At 61.0% G+C, this 21701-nt stretch carries 17 protein-coding genes; 6 read left to right on the top strand and 11 right to left on the bottom strand.

Features of this window, described 5'->3' with window-relative positions:
* Window positions 1-33: 33 nt before the first annotated feature.
* The 3 genes from AB3G35_RS13485 to AB3G35_RS13475 are packed head-to-tail and all read right to left on the bottom strand — an operon-like array spanning window position 34 to window position 2800.
* A complete protein-coding gene (locus AB3G35_RS13485) occupies window positions 34-1326 on the bottom strand; it encodes an FAD-binding oxidoreductase (RefSeq protein WP_016780666.1) in 1293 nt (430 codons plus the stop codon).
* Window positions 1323-1979: an amino acid ABC transporter permease gene (locus tag AB3G35_RS13480; RefSeq protein ID WP_016780665.1), complete on the bottom strand. Its 657-nt coding sequence runs from the start codon at window positions 1977-1979 to the stop codon at window positions 1323-1325. The genes AB3G35_RS13485 and AB3G35_RS13480 overlap by 4 nt, the downstream gene beginning before the upstream one ends.
* Window positions 1980-2038: 59 nt before the next feature.
* Entirely contained in the window at window positions 2039-2800 is a 762-nt protein-coding gene (locus AB3G35_RS13475; RefSeq protein ID WP_086796600.1) for an ABC transporter substrate-binding protein, read from the bottom strand.
* Window positions 2801-2971: 171 nt separating this feature from the next.
* On the opposite strand from AB3G35_RS13475, the gene AB3G35_RS13470 reads away from it, so the two are divergent.
* Window positions 2972-3748: an IclR family transcriptional regulator gene (locus AB3G35_RS13470; protein WP_106117445.1), complete on the top strand. Its 777-nt coding sequence runs from the start codon at window positions 2972-2974 to the stop codon at window positions 3746-3748.
* A 171-nt stretch (window positions 3749-3919) separates the two neighbouring features.
* A complete protein-coding gene (locus AB3G35_RS13465; RefSeq protein WP_106117446.1) occupies window positions 3920-4975 on the top strand; it encodes a permease in 1056 nt (351 codons plus the stop codon).
* Window positions 4976-5010: 35 nt separating this feature from the next.
* Here AB3G35_RS13465 and AB3G35_RS13460 read toward each other — a convergent pair whose 3' ends face one another.
* The 8 genes from AB3G35_RS13460 to AB3G35_RS13425 all read right to left on the bottom strand — a co-directional run bounded on the left by AB3G35_RS13460 (window position 5011) and on the right by AB3G35_RS13425 (window position 15557).
* Window positions 5011-6024 carry an AraC family transcriptional regulator gene (locus tag AB3G35_RS13460; protein WP_086796592.1) on the bottom strand — a complete coding sequence of 338 codons (1014 nt, stop codon included), beginning with the start codon at window positions 6022-6024 and terminating at the stop codon, window positions 5011-5013.
* Between the two features lie 125 nt (window positions 6025-6149).
* Entirely contained in the window at window positions 6150-7187 is a 1038-nt protein-coding gene (locus tag AB3G35_RS13455) for a Rieske 2Fe-2S domain-containing protein (protein WP_016780660.1), read from the bottom strand.
* A gap of 197 nt (window positions 7188-7384) precedes the next feature.
* Complete coding sequence (locus AB3G35_RS13450; RefSeq protein ID WP_086796587.1) at window positions 7385-8221, bottom strand: SDR family NAD(P)-dependent oxidoreductase; 837 nt, start codon at window positions 8219-8221, stop codon at window positions 7385-7387.
* A 16-nt stretch (window positions 8222-8237) separates the two neighbouring features.
* Window positions 8238-9005 (bottom strand): SDR family oxidoreductase, encoded by a 768-nt coding sequence (locus AB3G35_RS13445; protein WP_086796585.1) that lies wholly within the window; start codon window positions 9003-9005, stop codon window positions 8238-8240.
* 90 nt (window positions 9006-9095) lie between these two features.
* Window positions 9096-10346, bottom strand: a complete 1251-nt coding sequence (locus AB3G35_RS13440) for a helix-turn-helix transcriptional regulator (protein WP_106117447.1) — start codon at window positions 10344-10346, stop codon at window positions 9096-9098.
* 149 nt (window positions 10347-10495) lie between these two features.
* Window positions 10496-12892 (bottom strand): RND family transporter, encoded by a 2397-nt coding sequence (locus AB3G35_RS13435; protein ID WP_186350339.1) that lies wholly within the window; start codon window positions 12890-12892, stop codon window positions 10496-10498.
* A 22-nt stretch (window positions 12893-12914) separates the two neighbouring features.
* On the bottom strand, window positions 12915-13898 hold the full coding sequence (locus AB3G35_RS13430) for a YCF48-related protein (protein WP_016780655.1): 984 nt from the start codon (window positions 13896-13898) through the stop codon (window positions 12915-12917).
* Window positions 13899-14201: 303 nt separating this feature from the next.
* Window positions 14202-15557 (bottom strand): MATE family efflux transporter, encoded by a 1356-nt coding sequence (locus AB3G35_RS13425; RefSeq protein WP_369781602.1) that lies wholly within the window; start codon window positions 15555-15557, stop codon window positions 14202-14204.
* Window positions 15558-15761: 204 nt separating this feature from the next.
* Here AB3G35_RS13425 and AB3G35_RS13420 point away from each other — a divergent pair, with 204 nt between their 5' ends.
* The 4 genes from AB3G35_RS13420 (at window position 15762) to AB3G35_RS13405 (ending at window position 21682) form a co-directional block, all read left to right on the top strand.
* Window positions 15762-16445 carry a response regulator transcription factor gene (locus tag AB3G35_RS13420; protein ID WP_016780653.1) on the top strand — a complete coding sequence of 228 codons (684 nt, stop codon included), beginning with the start codon at window positions 15762-15764 and terminating at the stop codon, window positions 16443-16445.
* Entirely contained in the window at window positions 16423-17811 is a 1389-nt protein-coding gene (locus AB3G35_RS13415; protein ID WP_016780652.1) for a HAMP domain-containing sensor histidine kinase, read from the top strand. Before AB3G35_RS13420 ends, AB3G35_RS13415 begins: the two co-directional genes overlap by 23 nt.
* Before the next feature lie 551 nt (window positions 17812-18362).
* The gene (locus tag AB3G35_RS13410) at window positions 18363-20186 is read left to right on the top strand and encodes an ABC transporter ATP-binding protein (RefSeq protein ID WP_369781601.1); all 1824 of its coding nucleotides are present in this window, start codon (window positions 18363-18365) and stop codon (window positions 20184-20186) included.
* A gap of 686 nt (window positions 20187-20872) precedes the next feature.
* Window positions 20873-21682, top strand: coding sequence for an energy transducer TonB (locus tag AB3G35_RS13405; protein WP_169904881.1), 810 nt, complete (start codon window positions 20873-20875; stop codon window positions 21680-21682).
* Window positions 21683-21701 lie beyond the last annotated feature (19 nt).

The following is a 21701-nucleotide window of genomic DNA, read 5'->3' as shown; positions in this document are numbered from 1 at the left end:
TTTTAACTTGCCGCTCACCACGCACCAAAGCCGTTACTCATTCAACGCATCCAGCAGCCGGTAGTAGCTGATACCCGCCGCCACATACAGACGTTGCAGGCTGTGGAAGGGGATGCGGCGAATCGGCGTGACCGGGAACGGGAAGTCATTGCTGGCCCCCGAAACCCGTGCTGCCAGGTGCTTGCCCAAGGTGGTCGCCATTGCAATGCCGCGGCCGTTGTAACCCATCAGGATCGACAGGCCCGGTTGCGGTTCGTGCAACTGCGGCAGCACGCTGTGATTAAGCGCGACCCGCCCGCTCCAGCGGTATTCGATCGCCACGCCTGCCAGTTGCGGAAACAAGCTGATCAGCGAGCGCTCCAGATGCGCCCAGTCTTCGGCGCGGCGCGGCTCGGAAAACGGCCCGCGCCCACCCAGCAATACACGCCCCTGGGCATCCTGCTTGAAGTACAGCAACAGGCGCCGCGCATCCGAGCACACTTCCCCACCCGGCAAAATGGTTTTGCGCAGCTCCGCTGAAAGCGGTCGGGTAGCTATCAGGAAGCTGTTGGCGGCCAGTACCGTTTGCCGCAGCCCCGGCCACAAGCCGTCGGTATAGCCATTGGTGGCCAGCACCACGCGTTCGGCCGTCACGGTGTGGCCCTGTGCGGCCGTCAATTGCCACAGCGGCCCCACACGACGCAAATCGGTAACCCGGGTGTCGCTGTGGATGGTCACGCCACGCCCCAGCGCCGACCTGGCCAGGCCCCGGGCATAGTTCAGCGGGTGCAGGCTGCCAGCACGCGGGTCAACCCAGCCGCCGACATAATTTTGCGTACCGATACGCTGGCAAACCGCACTGGCATCGAGCAACTCGGCCGCTACGCCTCGCTGCTGCCATTGCCGGGCGCGGTGTTCCAGGGCCTTCATGGTGGTGCTGGAAAACGCCGGCTGGATCCAGCCCTTGCGCGTGGCATCACAGGCAATGCCGTATTCGCGGATCAACGAGAACACTTCATCTGCCGCCCCGCCGCAGGCCTCGATAATCTTTTCGCCACGCTCGGCGCCAAAGCGTTCGAGCAACTGATCCGGGTCGTACTTGAGCCCGGGGATCACTTGCCCGCCGTTGCGCCCCGAAGCGCCCCAGCCCGGCTCACCGGCATCCAGTACGCAGACACTGACGCCCGACTCGGCCAGGCGCAGTGCGGTCACCAGCCCGGTGTAACCGGCGCCGACAATTGCCACATCCACCCGCTTGTTTTCCGCCAGGGCCTGGGTCAATGCGCCGGGGCGGGCCGTGGCCGACCACAGTGAAGGCGGCAATATCAGTTTCGACGGTGCTTTCATGTGCGCCTGCGCAGTGCAAAACGTCGTTCCAGACGACGCAAACCATAGGACAGCGGCAAGCTCATCGACAGATAGAGCAATGCCACCAGGGTGTAGACCGTCATGTTTTCAAAAGTCGACGACGCGATCAGTTGCCCCTGGCGAGTCATTTCAGCCACGGTGATGGTCGACACCAACGACGAGTCCTTGAGCATCATCACCAGGGTATTGCCATAGGGCGGCAAGGCAATCCGAAACGCCTGGGGCAGGACGATACGGCGCATGATCATCAGGCCGCGCATGCCAAACGACTCGGCAGCCTCGATCTGGCCCAGGTCGATGGCCTGGATCCCGGCACGGAAGTTTTCCGCCTGATAGGCCGAATAGGCTATGCCCAGGCCGATCACCCCGGCCTGCATGGCGCTGAGCTGGATACCGAAATCGGGCAAGACAAAATAGATATAAAACAGCTGCACAATGATCGGCAGCCCGCGAATCACATTGACCACACCAATGGCGAACAATGCGATGGCGCGAATTTTCGACACCATCATCAGCGCAAACATCAGGCCGATCACGGAACTGAGCAGGAACGAACCTGCCGTGACCTGCACCGTGACCACTGCGCCTTTGAGCAGAATCGGAAGAAAGTCCAACGCATCCTGGAGAAACATAAACTACCTGCGCACCGCTACAAGAAGCGGCCCACCGCGTTGCGGGGGCCACAGAATCATCAGTTCAACTGCCACTTCTCGATGATGCGTTGCAGCGAGCCGTCAGCCTTGATGGCAGCGATGCCCTTGTTCACCTGGGCCAGCTTCTCGGCGTCCCCCTGGCGCATCACCAGGCAGACATCCCCCATAACCACCGGCACATAGGTGCTCGACAATTTTACGTCCGGGTTTTTACCCTGGGCCAACTGGTAGGCAATGATCGGGCGATCACCAAATGCAGCCTTGATGCGGCCCAGCTTGAGGTCACGCATCAGGTCAGGAATGGAGTCGTAGCTGCGCACTTCCTTGAAGCCGCCGTGCTTGTTCAGGGCATCGAGGAAGACCGTGCCAACCTGGGCGCCAACCACTTCACCGGCCAGGTCATCCATGGATTTGTAATCTTTCTGGTCATCGGCCTTGATGATCAGGCCTTCGCCGTAGCTGAAAATCGGATCGGAATACTGCACAACCTTTTCACGCTCGGGGGTCTTGAGCATGGCGGCGGAAATCAGGTCGATCTTGTTGGTGGTCAACGAAGGGATCAGCGCCGCAAAGGTGGTTTGCTGGATCTCGGTGTCGAACCCGCCAGCCTTGCCCACGGCCTCGGCCGCGTCGACCATCATGCCCTGGATTTTTCCGCTCTTGATATCGAGAAAGGTAAACGGGATGCCCGTTGCCGTCGCCCCGACCTTGTAGACAGGCTCTGCAACAGCGCTGGCTGGTCCAATCAACCCGGCCGCCATTGCGCATACAAGCGTCAGCACTTGAAAAGGTTTTTGCATAGCGAATCTCCCTGTGGTCGCTTTTATTGTGGTGCTACGGCACTCAATAACCCTTGCACCCTCTGGTACAAAATGCCGCCATCGACTATAACCAATTTACTTAAATCGTAAAGAGATTTATAAATATCGCATATCGATATTTATAAGCCTGAAACAAGCCAAGGATGCGCCATGAGCGATAACAACAACCCTCTTTTCAACCAGTCACTGGAAAAGGGCCTGGCCGTACTTCGCGGCTTCGGGGCTGCGCGGCGCACCATGACCCTGGCCGATATCGCGGTAGCGGCGGACATCAGCAAAAGCTCGGCCCAACGCATGGTGCACACCCTTGAAGAGCTCGGCTATGTACGCAAGCACCCGCAAAGCCGGCGCTTTCAGCTGACGCCCAAGGTGATGGAAATCGGCTACAACTATCTGGCCGCCGATATCCTGGTCGATGTGGCCAACCCCTATCTGGCCGAGCTCAACCAGATCACCGGCGAGACCGTCAACCTGACCGAGCCCGACGGGCTGGACATGGTGTATGTGTCGCGCTTTGTCGCGCCGAAATTCATCCCGATCCATATGCCCATCGGCAGCCGCATCCCCATGTACTGCACCGGGGGTGGGCGCGCGTACCTGAGCGGCCTGGCGGATGACGAGATTCGCCGCGTGCTGCAGGACAGCCCGCTGACGGAACTGACGCGCTATACCCTGACCGATGCCGAGGCCATCTTTGAGCGGGTGCTGGCCAGCCGCAAACAGGGCTATGCCACCAACAAGGAAGAAATGTTTCTGGGCGACATGACCCTTGCCGCGCCGATTTTCAACAACAATGGCCTGCCAGTGGCCGCCGTGCATGTGGTGGTCCCCAGCAGCCGCTGGACCCTGCAAGAGGCGGAAGACAAACTGGCCTCGTCCGTGATCCAGTGCGCACGGGCAATCAGCAATTCGATCAGGACCTTGTAAACCCCTGCCCATTCGCCGAACACACGGTTGAGCCTTGCAGGGGCTATTGTGGCAGCGGGCTTGCCTGCTCCCACAAGTTTGGCGGCGCCTGCAGAATCCGGGCCGCCCCCACAGGGAGCAAGGAGCTTGAGGTATCATGCCGCGCTATTTCCCTGCGTTCGGTAATTCTTTATGCCCAGTATCTCCCCAGCCACGCCCACCCGAGGCTGGTCATTCTGGTGGAAACCCCTGCTGTTTCTGCTAGTCGCCGGTATTGGTCTGTACTACGTCAAGTGGTCGCCCTACTACTTCAAGGCCTTTGTCGCCGCCGACAACCACAGCATCGGCGCTTCGATCCTCAACGATAACCAGGGCGAGCCCATCGCCGCCGCACTGGCCTATGCCCAGGTGTACTTTCTGGCGATCTGGAAGGCTGCGGTACTGGCGGTGATCCTAGGCTCGCTGATCCAGGTGCTGATCCCCCGGGACTGGCTGCTGCGCCTGTTCGGCAAGGCGGGCTTTGGTTCGACCCTGCGCGGCGGCCTGTTCGCCCTGCCGGGCATGATGTGCACCTGCTGCGCAGCCCCGGTGGCCGCCGGCATGCGTCGGCAAAAAGTCTCGGTGGGGGCCGCCCTGGCCTTCTGGATCGCCAACCCGGTGCTCAACCCGGCCACCCTGGTGTTTATGGGCTTTGTGCTGGGCTGGGGCTTTAGCGCCTTGCGCCTGGTGGCAGGCCTTGTGCTGGTGATCGGCGTGTCGCTGATCGCACAGCGTATTTCGCGCCCTGAAAGCATCCCCGATGCAGCACTGGATGCGGTGTCCGAAGCCAGTGCGGTGGATCAGCAGAACTTCTTCAGCCGCTGGGGCCGCACCTTGTGGCAACTGTTCTGGAACACCATCCCGGTCTATCTGCTGGCGGTACTGTTGCTGGGCGCGGCACGGGTGTGGCTGTTCCCCCATGTGGACGGTGCCATGAGCGACAGCCTGGTGTGGCTGGTGCCGCTGGCCATTGTCGGCACGCTGTTTGTGATCCCGACTGCGGCAGAAATCCCGATTGTGCAAACCATGATGGCCTTGGGCATGGGCACGGCCCCCGCCGTGGCATTGTTGATGACCTTGCCGAGTGTGAGCCTGCCGTCGCTGCTGATGCTGCGCAAGGATTTCGATACCCGGGTACTGGTCAGCGTGGCGCTGATGACCATGCTGGTCGGCGTGCTTAGCGGTCTGGTGGGGATGTGGTTGCTCTGACACTGGCCCGCTCCCACAGAGGCAAGTCAAGCGCGTTAACTGTTACCCAGGATCAACCCGCGGTAATGCCCCGGATTGGTCCCTGACCATTTGCGAAAGGCCTTGTAAAACGAGCTGGTGTCGGCAAAGCCCAGGCGCAGGGCGATGTCGGCAAAGCTGTGCTCGGGTTCGGCCAGCCAGGCAATCGCCAACTCCTTGCGCACACTGTCCTTTAGCCCTTGATAGGTCTGCCCTTCGTCGGCCAGACGGCGCCGCAGGGTCGAGGCCGACATGCACAGGCTCTGCGCCATGGCCGGGGTTTCGGGCCACTGCGCTGCATGCAACCGACGCAGGGCCTGCTTGATCTGGCTGGCCAGGCTTTGCGGGTCACGGTACTTGACCAGGATATTGGCCGGTGCCTCGGCCAGAAACCGCTTCAGCTCCTGGGCGTTACGCCTGATCGGCGCATCCAGGCAGTCGGCGGCAAAGATCATCCGCGTGCGCGGCCGCTCAAAGCGCAGGTTCTCGGAAAACATGACCTGGTAGTCTTCGCAGTAGTCCGGCGCGGCACAGCGCAACTCGATGGCCAGAATCGGAATCCGTCGCCCGGCCAGCCAACAGGCCACGCCGTGAACGATCATCCAGTAAGTGAAGTAGGTAAAGCCGCGGGCGGGGTGCTGACCGGGCTCCTGCAGGACAATTTCCGCCAGGCTCTGCTGGCGCACCAGCTGTGCCGGTAACCGCTCGAGCATCAACGACAGAAACCCCAGTACCACCTCCAGCCCCTGGGCCAGGGTCGGCTGGGCCATCGCCGTGCGGCACATGAATGCCAGGCTGCCGGAGCGCAGCTTGCGCGGGTCCATGCCAAAGAACTCGTCGTCCATGCGCCTTGCCAACAGCCGCCACATCCGTGCATAGACCAGCGCTGGCACCCGCGCATCCGCCACGGCCAGCAACCCGGGATCCATGCCGACCTTGTGCAGCACTTCGTCCGTGGCGCTGCCCGGCGCACAGCTGTGCAACAGCGCCTCGCGTACCAGTTGAATGGAGATGGTGTCCTTGTTGCGCATTGGCGCCGTCCCGCCCGATCAGGTTTGGATGACGGCCATCTTAAGCAGCACGGATCAAAAAGCCAGCAGTAACTTGACCCTGTACAGGCAGCGCCAGCGGCGCTGCCTGTGGCTCAGGTACGCAATCAGCGGTTATCCACTGTGGTGATCTCACGGCGTTCAGCCATGCTCTGCGGCACGCTGTCTTCGTCGGTGAAAAACTGCTGGTACCACTCGCGCAGTTGATACACCGGGCCGTCGCCCTCGGCCAGGACCGGGTTGTTGACGCGCACCTTGTGGGTCCAGATATCCACGTCCTGATAGAACGAGTCGCGGTTGCGCTGCACATAGTCCAGTGCCAGGGCTTCGTTCTGCTCCGGCGTCCAGCCCTTCACCTTCTTGACCATACAACCAAAACGCAGCTCAAAGCTGTTGGGGCCGATCGGCACATGGCAGTTGAGCAGGATGGATTTGATTTCCAGCCCCTCGAACACCGCACGCATGCGCGTAAAGTGAGTGGCCGGGCCGAAGTAGGCCGACTCTGCAACCAGGTCGCCGCCCAGCCGCTCAGAGTCGCCGTGGAAGATCTGGTGGGCGATATGGCCTTCGAAAATATTGTGGAAGTACTTGGTCGGCGTGCCATGCACCGGGCCGAAATGCTGGGCATCCACCAGGTTGTCGACCAGCTCGCGAGGGTTGGTTTCAATGATCAGCTTGTCCATGTGCCAGCTGTGCAACCACTCATCGCTGTCCATCTCCGGCAGATGCGGGATCACCACCTCGTCGGCGGGCGGCTTGCCTTCGGGGTTGTTCCACACGAACAGCAACTTGTTCACTTCACAGGTCTGCCATGCGCGGGTTTTGGCCTTGGGTGGAATGCGCTTGCAGTACGGGATCTCGACACACTTGCCGCTGGCATCGTACTGCCAGTGGTGGAAGGGGCACACCACGCGGTCGTTCTCGATGGTGCCCTGGGACAGGTCAGCGCCCATGTGCGGGCAATGGGCGTCGAGCACACTGATCTCACCCGTGGACGTGGCGAATGCCAGCAACCGCGAGCCAAACACATTCAGGGTATGCAGCTTGCCATCACGGTACTCGTCGGCTTCACCCAGACAATGCCAGCCGCGGCCGAAGCGCGGCGACAAGGCGTTCTCGACGTGAATTTGTGCGAGTTTAGTCATTTTTATTATTCCTCAGGTTAAGGGCCAGGGCGCTTTACCCAATGATCTTCACCGAGGTGCGGGGCGGGTTCATCGTTCAGATGGACTAGAGCCCCCTCACCCTGTGGGAGCGGGCTTGCTCGCGATGCAGGCAACGCGGTACCTCGGTTGAACTGCGTCGATACCATCGCGAGCAAGCCCGCTCCCACAGAGGTAAGTCAGCGGCGCCAATCCTCGACAATTCCGTGCTCCAGCGCAAACGGCTGGCAGTGGATGGTCTTGCACTGGTAATCGACCGCGCCTGCATCGGTGGCCAGCCACAGCATTACCGCTGCTGGCACTTCGGGTGGCGCAGAGCCTGCACGCAAGGCAATCACGCCTTTGTCACCGATGGTCGCGCGCAATGCATCGGTGGTGACCACACCGGGGTTGAGGGTGTAGGCACGAATCCCCTGCTCCCCCAGTTCCACCGACAATATGCCCGACAACCGCGACACTGCCGCCTTGCCCGCACCATAGGCATACCCCCAGCCGCCCTTGCCTGCTGCCACTGGCGGATCGGTTTCGCCAGCACCGGAGGTCACGTTGATCACCACCCCGCCACCCTGTTCCAGCATCTGGCTGACCACGGCGCGGGTCAGCAGGAACGGACTCAGCATATAGCCCTGGAATACCCGTTCCAGGGTCTCGGGCTGCAATTGCATAAACGGCGCATTCAGATCGCTGCCCTGGTAAATGGCGTTGTTGACCAGCACATCCACCCGGCCATATTCGGCAAACACCGCCCGGCTGGCAGCCAGCACCGAGTCGCTGTCGAGCAGGTCCATAGGCACCACCAGCACCTTGCGCCCCAGTTCACGAACTGCCGCCGCAGTGGCATTCAAACTGCCAGGCAGTGGCGTACCATCAGGGTTGCGCAAACCGTGGGCATGGCTTTCCCCCTCGTCCAGGCTGCGGGCGCTGATGGCCAGGTCAAACCCCGCACGCGCAAACGCCAGCGCGGTTTCCCGACCGATGCCGCGACTGGCACCGGTAATAAATGCCACTTTGTTCATAGACACCCCTTAACGGTCAGAAACGCTGCGTACGCACCATCGCGTCCATGCCACCGTCGACAAACACCACACTGCCGGTCATGAAACTGGCCTGCTGCGATTGCATGAAAGCCACGACCCGGGCCAGTTCTTCAGGCGTGCCTGAACGCCCCAGTGGCGCAACAAACTCACGTACTGCCTTGCCAAACCGGGCATCGTCCTTGGCTGCCTGATGCAGCGGGGTTTCCACAGCGCCCGGCGCCACCACGTTCAGGCGAATGCCCTGCGGGGCCCATTGCACCGCCTTGCGCCGCGCTGCGCAGGTCACTGCATATTTGGAGCCGGCATAGGCCAGATGCGTCTGCCCCAGGCTATTGGCCAGTTCAAGCGCCTGCGCCTCGTCACCTGCCAGCATCGCGGCAACCATCGGTTCTTGCTCAGCCCCGGAATGGGTAGCCGCCACCGAACCAATCACCAGCGCCGCCGGGTGTTCACCCTTGGCCAGCGCATCGGCCAGACCATCGAGCAACTCACTGACGCCAAAGTAATTCACCGCCAGTACCAGACCACTGGAAGGAGCGGTCACCCCGATCCCGGCGCAGCACACCAGGCCGTCCAGCACCCCGCCGCTCTGCTCAAGTACCTGCGCCACTGCCGCCTGGCGCCCGGCACGGGTCGACAGGTCGGCAATCACTTCAGCATTGGCCCGGTCAATCCCGATAATACGGTGGCCCGCAGCCCGTAATTGCGCACACACGGCGGCGCCGATCCCGGAGGCGGAACCGCTGACAGCTGTTACTGGCATAAGATTTTCCTTGGTAATGCAGGCGCAACGGCCTGGCTGACGAAACACCGGCGGTGGCGCCCATCGTCACCACCGGCGCAGATAAAATCCTTAAGCGCTTTTACGCACCGGGCGCGCCAGTTGTGGCGCCGGCACCACCACGGACTCAGCCGCTCGCAAGGCGCACTTGGGCTTTCCCAACGCGACCACGCTGTTCAGCAAAATCCTCACCAGCTCGGTCTGACGGCGCACACCGGTCTTGGAGAAAATCGAGCGCAAGTGCGCCCGCGCGGTGTTGCGCCGGATATTCAGGTTTTCGGCGGCTTCTTCCAGGGACAGGCCGTTGGCCAGCTCCATCGCCAGCGCCGTTTCGGCCTTGGTCAAGTTGAACAACTGCTTGGTCACCACTTCACTGGCCAGGGACTTGCCCACCGAGTCACGGATATAGATCACCGCCGCCGGCTTGCTCTTGCCCTCGGCCCATTCCAGCGAAGGGATTGCCTCAACCACCAGCCCCAGGCTGACCTGCCCCGAAGGCCGCGTCACGGACATCGCATCGGCCGTCACCCCGCCATCGCGCACGTCCTGACTGAAGGCGTGCTTGACCAGGCGTTGCAGCTCGCGGTTGTCGCTGGGGTAAGTGGCCTCCAGCCGGCCGCCCACCAACTTGAGGCCATCGGCATTCTTGAGGATTTCCTCGGCCACCGGGTTCAGGCGCAGCACCTTGCCGGTTTCGTCGAGCACGATGGTCGCCACGGACAGGCGGCTGATGGCCTGGGCATACAACTCGCTCATCGACTCGCTGCGATCGAGCAGGTTGTGCAAGTGCAGGGCACGGCGCAAATGCGGCAGGAAGCTGCTGCACAGGGCACGTTCGGCACTGGAGAATGCCGGGGAAATTTTCGGCCGGGTGATGCGAAAGCGCAGCTTGCCGCCCTCGGGCGTGGAAATATCGGCGCCCATCACATGGTAGACATTTTGCGGCCCGCAATAGGCCTTGAAATATGCCGAGTGTACCCATTCGGCTTCGCTCATCAGGTCTTCAACGGTAAACACCTGATCCAGAGCCTGCCCGACAAACGGGGTGTTGGTTTGCGGGTAGGTCTGGTAGGTCAGCTCCCCCTCGCCTTCAATGTCTCCGGCCACGATCATCAAGCCCATGTCCGGCTGATCAGGCACCCGCAGAATCAGGGTCGCGTAGTTGGCCTGAAACATTTTGCGCACGGCACACAGGGTACGGCCCATGACCTTGGGGTCCAGCGCGCCATCGTAGAAGCTGCCAACCATTTGATCGTAATCGGCCAGTTCAAGCCCAAGACCGGCCAGGGTCTGGTGATTCAAGGTCACTGTATCCACGGACATTTCCTCGCATTGGGCCAGGTTCAAGACCGGCCCTTTTTATTGTTCTTATGACTCGCGGTGAACCTTTGCGCCACATCCGTAAAGCTGCGCAAAAGCGACTCAGTGTGTCTGTATGCTTGCCCTCATACAAGCCCGGCAAGGGGTCTGTTTCAGCGGTTTGACGAGTCCTTGGCGGCGACGCTCGGCTTGAGCGGGTAATGCCCGGCAGGCACCTGCGCGACTGCATTCCGGGCTTTGACCAGCGGTCGCCCCAGATTGAACCAGGCCGCCAGTGCAGGCAGCAGGAAGATTGCGCCGAGCACGTTGACCAGGAACATGAAGGACAGCAGCACGCCCATGTCGGCCTGGAACTTCAACGGAGCAAAGGCCCAGGTACACACGCCGATGGACATGGTCAACGCGGTAAACACCGCCGCCGTACCCCGTTGGCACATGGCCTGGTAGAAGGCATGGCGCAGGTCCTTGCCATCGGCCATCTCATGGGCAATGCGCTCATACAGATAAATCCCGTAGTCGACCCCTACCCCGACACCCAGCGCCATCACCGGCAAGGTCGCAACCTTCAGGCCGATGCCCAGGGTCGCCATCAGCGCATTGCACAGGATGGCGACAATCGCCAGCGGCACCAGAATGCACAGCACCGCGCGCAATGAACCAAAGGTCAGCCAGCAGAACAGTGCCACCGAGCCGAACAGCGCCGCGAGCATCACCACCTCGGCCTGCTTGACGGCCTCGTTGGACGCCGCCATCACCCCCACGTTGCCCCCCGCCAGCAGGAACTCCACATTGGGCCCCTGCAAACCGGCAATGATGCGTTGGGTTTCGTCCACCACATGGCTCACCGTCGAGCCTTCGTGATCGGTGAGGAACACCAGGATCTGCATGCGCTGGCAACTTTCAGTCACCAGCCCGTCGTCAGGCATGTAAGCGCGCGACCCCTGGCTCAGGCCGCGCTCGGAGCCCGGAATCGCCGACCAGCGCGGGTTGCCTTCGTTATTGCCGGCAATCACGGCTTTGCCCATGCCCGCCACGCTCTGCACCGACTGCACACCGGCCACGCTGCGGATCTGGAAGTCGAAGGACTCAATGGCACGCATCACCTGCGGCGCCAGGCAGCCTTCCTCGATACCCTTGACCTGTACGAACACCGACATCACATCCAGGCCGATGGAATAGCTGTTGATGATCTTCTGGTTGTCCTGGTTGTAGCGCGAATCGGCGCGCAGCTCCGGCGCGCCTACGCCGATATCGCCCACTGCCAGATCCCGGGCCTTCCAGGCACCGACACCGAGCAACACCAGGCTGAGCACAAACACCGCCAGCGCAGGCTTTGGCTCGGCCAGCGCCGACAGCCGCCACCACAAAGCGTGCTTGCCCTGCACCTTGAGCCCCTGGGCCATCGCGCCCGGCTCAAGCTTGAGGTATGAAAGGATGATCGGCAGCATCAGCTTGTTGGTGATGATCATCAGCATCACGCCGATGCAGGCGGTCACCCCCAGTTCATGGACGATGGGAATATCGATCAGCATGATCACGCCGAAGCCCAGGGCGTTCATCAGCAGCGCCAGAGAACCGGGGATGAAAATCTTGCAAAAGGCGCCCCGGGCCGCTTCTATCGAAGAACTGCCTGCAAGCACATCCTGCTTCCAGGCGTTGGTCATCTGCACCGCATGGGACACGCCGATGGAGAAGATCAAGAACGGCACCAGAATCGACATCGGGTCGATGCCCAGCCCCAGCAACGGCAGCAGCCCCAGCAGCCAGACCACCGGCAGCAGTGCCACCGCCAGGGCCACCAGGGTCAGGCGCCAAGAGCGCGAGTACAGCCAGAGCATCAGCGCGGTGATCACAAAGGCAATCACAAAGAAGCCGATCACTGTGGTCAGCCCTTCAATCACATCCCCCACCAGCTTGGCGAAGCCGACGATATTGATCTCGATATCGTCATTGCTGTACTTGGCGCGAATCGCCTCAAGTTGCCTGGCCACTTCGGCATAGGACACCGACTTGCCGGTTTGCGGATCGAGGTCCTGCAAGTCAGCACGCACCATCGAGGAGGTCAGGTCATTGGCCACCAGGCGCCCGACCTGCCCGGAGCGGGCGACGTTATTGCGCACCTGGGACAGCTCATCGGCCGAACCGGTAAAGCGTGGCGGTACCACGACGTCGCCGAAAAAACCGTCTTCGGTGATTTCGATATAGCGCACATTGGCGGTGAACAGCGACGTCACACTGGCGCGGCTGACGCCATTGATGAAGAAAACGTCATTGGTGACCTTGCTCAGGGTGTCGAGGTACTCGGGGTTGTAGATATCGCCCTCGCCCTTCCACTTCACACTGACCAGAAAGCGGTTGGCGCCGGTGAAGTACTGGCTGAAATTGAGAAAGTTGACCATAAAGGCGTTGCGCACCGGGATCTGCTTGTTAAAGCCCGGGTCCAGCTGGGTGTGCGTGGCGCTGTAGCCCAGGGCCAGGGTCAATAAAACAAACAGCGCCAGCAAGCCCTTGCGCCAGGTCATCAACAGGTCGGCAACACGTTCGACCATACGGTTTATCGTGCTTTTATGTTCACTCACGGGCACCTCCCAGTGCGGCAACGCCGCCGTCGGCACCCTGGAACACACCACGCTCACCGCCCACCAGCAAACGCCGGGAGCCGATCAGGACCGCCGAGGTCAACGTACCCAAACCGGGCAGGCGAGTGGCGCTGACCAGCTCGCCATTGCCGTCCAGGCGCACCAGCGAGCTGCCCGCACCGACAATCAGCAGACCGCCGCCATTGGGCAACAGTGCGTGGCCATAAAGCGGCAACTGATTGCCCACCTTCACCGGCTCCCAGGTGCGGCCAAAATCCTGGCTGACAAACACATGGCCGCGCATGCCGTAAGTCACCCAGCGATCAGGGCTCAGGCGCACCACGCCAAACAGCGAGCCGTTGTAGAAAGGCTCCAGCTTCTGCCAGCTGTGCCCGGCGTCGTCGCTGCGCAGCACCAGCCCCTGCTCGCCGACCACCATGCGGCGGCCATCGGCACCCCCGTCCATACCATTGAGGTGTGCGCTGTCCACCTCCAGCGGCTGGGCCTGCCAGGAGCGGCCATCGTCTTCTGACTGGTAAAACTTGCCGAAGCTGCCAAAGGCCAGCACCCGCTTGCCACCGGCACTCCAGATACCCAGCAAGGGTTCGGCGACGTCACCGTCATAGCGCACTTCGGACCAGTTTGCGCCCTCATCTTCGGAGCGCAGGATCCAGCCATCATGACCGACTGCCAGCAGGCTCTTGTCCTGCAAGGCCACCAGCGCGGTGAGGGTCAGGTCACGTTGCGGCTTGACCGCAGCAGGTTGCCAGGACAGCCCCTGATCATCGCTGAGCAAAATATTGCCGCGCTCACCGACCGCCACCACACGTTGATCCAGATACAGCATGCCATTGATCTGCAGGCGATCCGGGCGCAACTGGGCTGAGGCGACATCGGCGCCATGACGGGGAGAGAAGGTAAACGCGATGGTGACAGCGACGATCAGGCACACCCCATAGCCAATCATTGAGCGCATGGTCGATGCCTCGCTGCACGATTCAGTTGCTGGGCAGAATTCATGCGGCCAGTCCTCTTTTTATTATCGTGGATGCTCTGGTGGCGGCCTCGGCGAGGCGTCCAGAACCTGGCTTCGATAATCGGACTGGTGAGTCACAGGCACATCGTCCAAATGGCCTAGTGAGTTGATGGTCAAGGGGTGAGGGTCATGTCGGAGCTGGCTTGCCTGCGATTCAGGCGATACGCGGGGTCAGGTTAACCGCAGGGAAGCCATCGCGAGCGAGCCCGCCCCCACAGAGGGGCGGGATTGTGTGAGGCTGGCTCAAACCAGCCGCTGGATCTGCTTGTGCCGCCATACCAACCGGTAATACGCAGTCTGCAGCACCAGCATGGCCACATAAGTCACCGGAAACGCCATCCACACGCCCTGCAGGCCATAGTGAGCATCCAGTACATAAGCCGCCGGCAGTTCGATACACAGCACGCAGAAAATCGTGATCCCCATGGGCACCAGCACCACCCCACTGGCGCGCATGATCCCGCCGATCACCGCCTGGAAGCCAAATACCAGCACGCTCCAGAGCATGATATGCAGCAGATGCTCCGCCCGCACCCGCGCCTCGACATCGGTGATAAACAAGCCCAGCAACCAGTGCGACAGCACATAACCGAGCACCACCAGGGCACCGGTCAGGCACAGGTTGATCAGCAAGCCGGTGCGCAGGATCGGGCCGATGCGCTCGATGCGCCCGGCACCAATGGCCTGGGCGCCGAGGATCGAAGCGGTAATGGCAATCGACAGCGCCGGAAACTGCACATAGTTGACGATCTGGGTCACCGCGCCATAAGCCGCCGTGGCCTGGGAGCCGTGGCTGTTGACCAGCGCCAGGATCACCAGCTCCGACAGCGACAGCACCACCATCTGCACCCCGGTGGGCAAGCCAATGCGCAACACCTTGCCGAGGATCTCCCGGTTGAGGCGCAGCGCAACCCACAGCTCACGATCCGGGGCCATCACATGATTTTTGTGACGCAGGCGCAACACCAGAAACAGCATGGCCAGTACGTTACCCACCAGCCCCGCATAGGCCGCACTTTGAATGCCCAGGGTTGGCAGGCCAGCCCAACCCAGGATCAGCGCAGGGGTCAACAGCAACCCCACCGCCGTGGACACCATCAGCGCCAGCAACGGCGAAACCGTATCGCTGACCCCGCGCAAAATCTGCGTAAACAAGATAAAGACCAGCAGCAACGGCATGATCAGCATCATCACCCGGGCATAGCCGACGGCCTCCTCCAGCACGTCAACCGGGGTACCCAACGCCTGCAAGGCAGGCCGTGCCAGCAGGCTGCCGAGGACCGCGGCGACCAGGCCGATCGCCGCGCCAAGGGTCAGGGTTGCCCCGGTAATCTGCTTGACCAGTGCGGTTTCCCGCGCGCCCCAGGCCTGACCGATCAACACTGAAGCCCCCGCTCCCAGGCCAATCACCAGCGCGATAAAAAAGAACACGATGGGAAACATCCCCGACACCGCAGCCAATGCCTGGGTGCCCAGCAACTGGCCAACGTAAATCCCGTTGAGGGTGCCGGAAAAGCTCTGCAGGAAATTGGACAGGACCATCGGCGCCAGGAAGATCAGGTAGATCTGCCACAGCGGCCGTTGCGAGGGGTTTTGCATAAACACAGCGCCTGAAAAAATTATCAGCGGGGGTTATACCGCAAATGTATCCGGATGTTCCTGCTGAACATCATCAGCACGCCAGCCCAGTCATTTCAACTACGCTTTCTGACGGCTTGCTGAACATGAAGAAATATTCAGAAACGTTTCAGCTTTTTATGGGCAAAATGTGCTCACCGCTGAAAAAGCCCATCAGGTGACGGTATGACCCGTATTTTGACCATTGAAGACGATGCCGTAACGGCGAAAGAAATCGTGGCTGAATTGACCAGCCACGGCCTTGAGGTTGATTGGGTAGCCAATGGCCGCGAAGGCCTGGTTCGCGCCGTGAGTGGCGACTACGACCTGATCACCCTCGACCGCATGCTCCCCGAGCTGGACGGCCTGGCGATTGTCACCACCTTGCGCACCATTGGCGTGAGCACACCGATCTTGATGATCAGCGCCCTCTCCGATGTAGATGAGCGTGTTCGCGGCCTGCGCGCCGGAGGTGATGATTACCTGACCAAGCCCTTTGCCAGCGATGAGATGGCAGCCCGCGTGGAAGTGTTGCTGCGGCGCAAAAGCCCGGCCGACAAGTACGAAACCTCACTGCGTGTCTCTGACCTCGAACTCAACCTGATTACCCGCGAAGCCAGCCGCAGCGAGCAACAGCTGAGCCTGCTGCCCACCGAGTACAAGTTGCTGGAATTCCTGATGCGCAACACCGGGCAGATCCTCTCGCGGATGATGATTTTCGAGGAAGTCTGGGGCTATCACTTCGACCCGGGCACCAACCTGATCGATGTGCACATCGGTCGCCTGCGCAAAAAAATCGATCCGCCGGGCCAGGTGCCTCTGATTCGCACTGTTCGAGGCTCGGGTTATGTCATTGCCGAACCCCTCTAAGGGCTGGCGTTCTTCCAGCAGCCGGCTGCTGGCGCTGTACAGTTTTCTGTTTGTGGCCTGGAGCTGCATCCTGATGGGGGTGCTGTATTACGAAGTCTCGGATTACCTGGGCAATCTGGCCAGGCATTCGTTGATGCAGCGCCAGCACCTGTTTGCCCGCTTCGAAGGCGAACAACTGGATGAAGCACTGGCCACCAGCATGACGTTCGATATGCGTGCAGTGGATGCCTATGGCCTGTTCGATGAGCAACACAAGCCGCTGAGCGGGCCGATCCAGTCCATCCCTCAGGGCTTGCCGCTGGACGGCCAGATCCATGCCCTGAGCAGCTGTATCGACTCCGATGACCCCAACCTGCCGCAAGACAGCTGCGATGCCGTCGCCACGCAAACCCCTGATGGCCGATGGCTGGTGCTGGTGCGCGACAACGGCTCGCTGTTTGCCGTCACGCGGATCATTTTGCATGCGCTGGTCTGGGGCCTGTCGCTGACCATCATTCCCGGCATTGCCGGCTGGCACTTGCTGCGCCGCCGCCCGCTGCAACGCATCCGGGCCATTCAGGCCAGTGCCGAAGCCATTGTTGCCGGCGACTTGACCTACCGCCTGCCGCTGTCCAACCGGCGCGACGAACTGGACATGCTGGCCGCCATCGTCAATGCCATGCTCGATCGCATCGAACTGCTGATGCACGAGGTCAAGGGCGTGTGTGACAACATTGCCCACGACCTGCGCACCCCGCTGACCCGCTTGCGCGCCCAGTTGTACCGGATGCGCCAGCAAGCCGTCGAAGGTTCGGCCGAAGCGTTGCAACTGGACGAAGTGATCGGCGAAACCGACACCCTGATGGCGCGCTTTCGCGGTTTGTTGCGCATCTCCGAGCTGGAAGATCACCAGCGTCGCTCAGGCTTCCTGCAACTCGACCCGCTGCCGCTGCTGCAGGAGCTGTACGATTTTTACCTGCCGCTGGCCGAAGAGGGCCAGGTGACGCTGAAGCTCGAAACGCCAGCCGCCCTGCCCGGCCTCACGGGCGACCGGGCCTTGTTGTTCGAAGCCCTGGCCAACCTGCTGAGCAATTCGATCAAGTTCACCCCGCCGGGTGGTGAGGTGATCCTGCGGGCCACCGACGACAACGGCAGCCCGCGCATCGAAGTGCTGGATACCGGCCCCGGCATCCCCGAGGCCGAGCGAGTGGCAGTGTTCCAGCGCTTTTATCGGGTCGACGACAAACACGGCGGCTTTGGTCTTGGCCTGTCCATCGTGGCGGCCATCGTCAGCCTGCACGGCTTCAGCCTGGAAGTGAACAACCGCGAAAGCGGCGGCGCCTGGCTGACCCTGCATTGTCGCCAGAGCCTGATCAATCCCGGTTAACCGCGTCGCCTTCAATCGCGAGCAAGCCCGCTCCCACCTGGTCGATGAATATCCTGTGGGAGCGGGCTTGCCCGCGATTGCAGCACCACGGTGCTCCTGCACCAAACAATCTTCATGTTCGACCGACACAACTTGGCACAGTTTTTTCTTGGTATTTGCCGTTCGCAGTTATTTCCCCGGAATCACAGCTTCCAGGGGGTGCAACCCGCACCAGTTGCGAACAAGGGCGGTATAGCCGTCCATATTCAGTGCAAAGACGGACCAAAAGTCCCGTCGATGACCCGCTGTTATAAGGAAATTCAACGATGTCAGATGTGCGCTCGCCAACCAGCCCCCTCCGCTTCCGGTCCCCCCGCGCCCTGCATGCGAGCCTCCCCGGCCGCACCTGCTGTCCGGGCACCGACACTTAGCCAGCCCTGCACCCTGACGCCCCGCCTTGCACGCAGGGGCGCCGGATAGCTGCATCCCGTGTTTCTGCGTACGCCCTGTTCGCCCGCCTTGCTGCGCGGCGAAAACGGCTTTTTTGGCATTGCTCACAAGACAGGTATGTCATGTCCGAATTTGACGCTATAACCGTCCCCCCCAACCGGCCCTGGGCCCTGGTGTGGCATTACATCCGCCTGTACCCGCGCTGGTACTGGGGCATAACCCTGTTGCAAGTCGGCGCGGCGATGGCCGCCACGCTGATGCCCTATGCCATCGGCCGAATCACCGGTGCGGTCAGTGAGGGCGCGTGGCAACAAGGCGATCTGTTGCAGGCCAGCCTGCCCGCCCTGGGCCTGCTGTTCGCCCTGGCGGTGGTGCAGCTGCTCTGCGCACGAGGCGCCACGCTGTGCATGATCATGGTCAGGCCGCTGCAAAAAATCCGCATCGTGCGCGACCTGTTCGCCTGGTTGCAGCAGCATTCGGCCCGCTATTTCGGGGAGCACTTTGCCGGCAGCCTGGCCCACCGCATCAATGAAGGCACCATCGGCCTGCTGGAAATCACCTGGCTGCTGATCGTGGAAATGCTGCCGATTGTCGCGGTACTGGTCACCAGCCTGGTGATGCTGACCCTCGCCTCACCCTGGCTGGGCCTGGGCCTGCTGGTCTGGGTGACGACCTACACCTGGCTGGCGTATCGGCTGTCACTCAAGGCGCAGAAACTGGCGGGCAAACATGCCACTGCCCGTAGCCTGACCACCGGCAAGATTGTCGATGCGGTGGGCAACCTCAACAGCATCCGTCTGTTCGCCCGCCAGGATTACGAACTCAACTATCTGAACCGCTACCAGATCGAGGAAAAACAGGCCGGACAACGCTCGTTCTTCTACCAGGAAAAGGTCCGCATGCTGCAGGACAGCCTGGCCATTGTGCTGCGCGTCGGGCTGGTGGCCCTGGCGCTGTACTTGTGGCATCTGGGCAAGATCGATGTGGGCCAGTTTGTGATGGTGGCCACCCTGGGCCTGATGATTGTGGCGCAATGCAGTTTTCTGAGCATGCAGTTCATGCATTTCTTCGAGTGCATCGGCAATATCGAGAGCAGTATCGATACCCTCCTGCAACCCCATGAAATGCCCGACCAGCACAGCGCCCAGCCCGTCACTATCGACAAGGGCGCGATCCGCTTTCGCGACGTCAACTTCGGCTATAGCCCCGACAGGCCGATCTTCAAACACTTCAACCTGGATATTCGGGCCGGGCAACGGGTGGGTATTGTCGGGTTGTCCGGTTCCGGCAAATCAACCTTGTTAAGTCTGCTGTTGCGTTCGTACGACCCCCAGGGGGGCAAAATCGAAGTGGATGGCATTGATATTCAAACCATGACCCAACAATCACTGCACACCCATATCGGCCTGATCCCCCAGGAGCCCGGCCTGTTCCATCGCTCATTGCGCGAGAACATCGGCTATGGCGATGTGCATGCCGGTGAAGCGCAAGTCATCCTGGCCGCCAAACGCGCCCATGCCCATGAGTTTATCCTGCAGATGCCCGAAGGCTATGACGCCCTGATCGGGGAGCGCGGGGTCAAGTTGTCCGGTGGTCAACGCCAGCGGATCGCGATTGCCCGGGCACTGTTAAAGAACGCACCCATCCTGATACTGGACGAAGCCACCGCCAGCCTGGATTCAGAAACCGAAAGTCTGATCCAGAGCAGTCTTGACGACATTATGTCGGACAAGACCGTTCTGGTAGTGGCCCATCGCCTTTCAACTATTGCCCACCTGGACCGCATTGTTGTACTGGACAAAGGGCATATTGCCGAAGACGGCACTCACAGCCAGTTACTTGAGCGCAAAGGGCTGTATTACCGACTTTGGCAGCATCAGTCCGATGGTTTGTTAAGTGAACAAGATGAACTAAGGAATGACTTGCCAGTCACGGAACAGGTTTAAATATACCCGCACCTCACTAACTAAACGGCGCACTCGCGTATTTAACCATCTGGTACATAAGCCTTATAACTTAAAGTAACGTGCCTATAAGCACCTGCCCGCCGCTGTTCGGCCGACAGGTGCTTTTTTATTTGAGCACCCTGCGCAACCCCCAGCCCTGAGCGATCGATCCTGCACGCACCCTGTTGGCACAGCTGGCATCAGGGCAGCAAAGAGCTGAGCTGGCAACTGCACTGTTAGTTGGCAGTCACTGTTCACTTTGGTGCACTGTTTTATAACACTCTCTTATAATTGCCTGATTGTCAGACAATAACGACTAGTTAATTGCTCAACTAAGCCTGCTGTCATGGATGACGCCTTAGTTCATTGTCCATTCCTTGTCTTTTCACAGTCACTTTTAATTCAGCCCGTCACACCCGCACTAAATAACCTGCCGTAACGCCAACTTTCCTGCCCTTCTGGCATAGCTGTTGCTTTACATAACTTAACGGAACTTTACAAAGCACCCGCTAGTTCTTCAGTTGCTTCAGCCACAAGGAATGCCCATGAACAGCCTGCCCCTGATGACGTAATACAGCGCAATAAGTGGCCCCTCACTTATTGCCTCATCCTAAACCCAAGTTGTCGTCCCTGCGTGCAAGGGCGAACGGAGCCTTATTGCCCTTCATTTAGTCGAGGGACTGTTAATGAGTGACGAGGTAAAGAATAAAACGCGATCTGCCCCGCTGCTCGACGCCGAACGCGTACAGCAGTGGACGCACATCCCCCATGTAGCCAACACCTCGACACCCGGGGGCCTGGTGACATCGCGGGCGCTGCTGCTGGTAGGTCTGGTTGCCCTGCTGCACGCCGGCGCCTGGTGGGTGATGCAGCAGGCCAAGGCCGAACCTGTGGTCACGCCGCCCGAGATTCCGGAAATGACTGTCGAGCTGACCAGCCCGACACCACCGGCGCCCCCCGTGGAAGAACCACCGCCGCCACCGCCGCCACCGGAACCCGAGGCCCCGCCCGAGGATGAAGATGCGGTCAAGGAGCCGCCCAAGCCGGTGGAGAAACCCAAGCCCGTCGAAAAACCCAAGCCGGTGGTCAAGCCCAAGCCGGTACAAAAACCGCAGCCGCCCAAGCCTGCGCCACCGGCACCGGCAGCCCCCGCTGCACCGACTGCGCCAGCAGCACCTGCGGCGCCTGTCGCAGCGCCGGGCCCGGTCAAGGAGACCGCTGCAGTTTCAGGGCTGGCCAGCCTTGGCAACCCGCCGCCGGAGTATCCGTCCCTGGCCTTGCGCCGCAGTTGGGAAGGCACCGTGGTGCTGCGCATCAAGGTGCTGCCCAACGGTCGCGCCGGCACGGTCGAGGTCACCAAATCCAGCGGCAAGCAGGCACTCGATGACGCTGCAGTAGAAGCCGTACGCAACTGGAAGTTTGTCCCGGCCAAACGAGGGGATACCCCCATCGAAGGATTTGCCACCCAGACCATCTCTTTCAAATTGCCGGAATAACCCAGCTGGGTGCCGACAC

Source organism: Pseudomonas sp. WC2401, assembly GCF_041200115.1.
In the GTDB taxonomy this organism is placed as follows: Bacteria; Pseudomonadota; Gammaproteobacteria; order Pseudomonadales; family Pseudomonadaceae; genus Aquipseudomonas; species Aquipseudomonas fragi.
The sequence above is the reverse complement of the archived record's forward strand: the minus strand, read 5'-3'. Positions and strand labels throughout refer to the sequence as shown.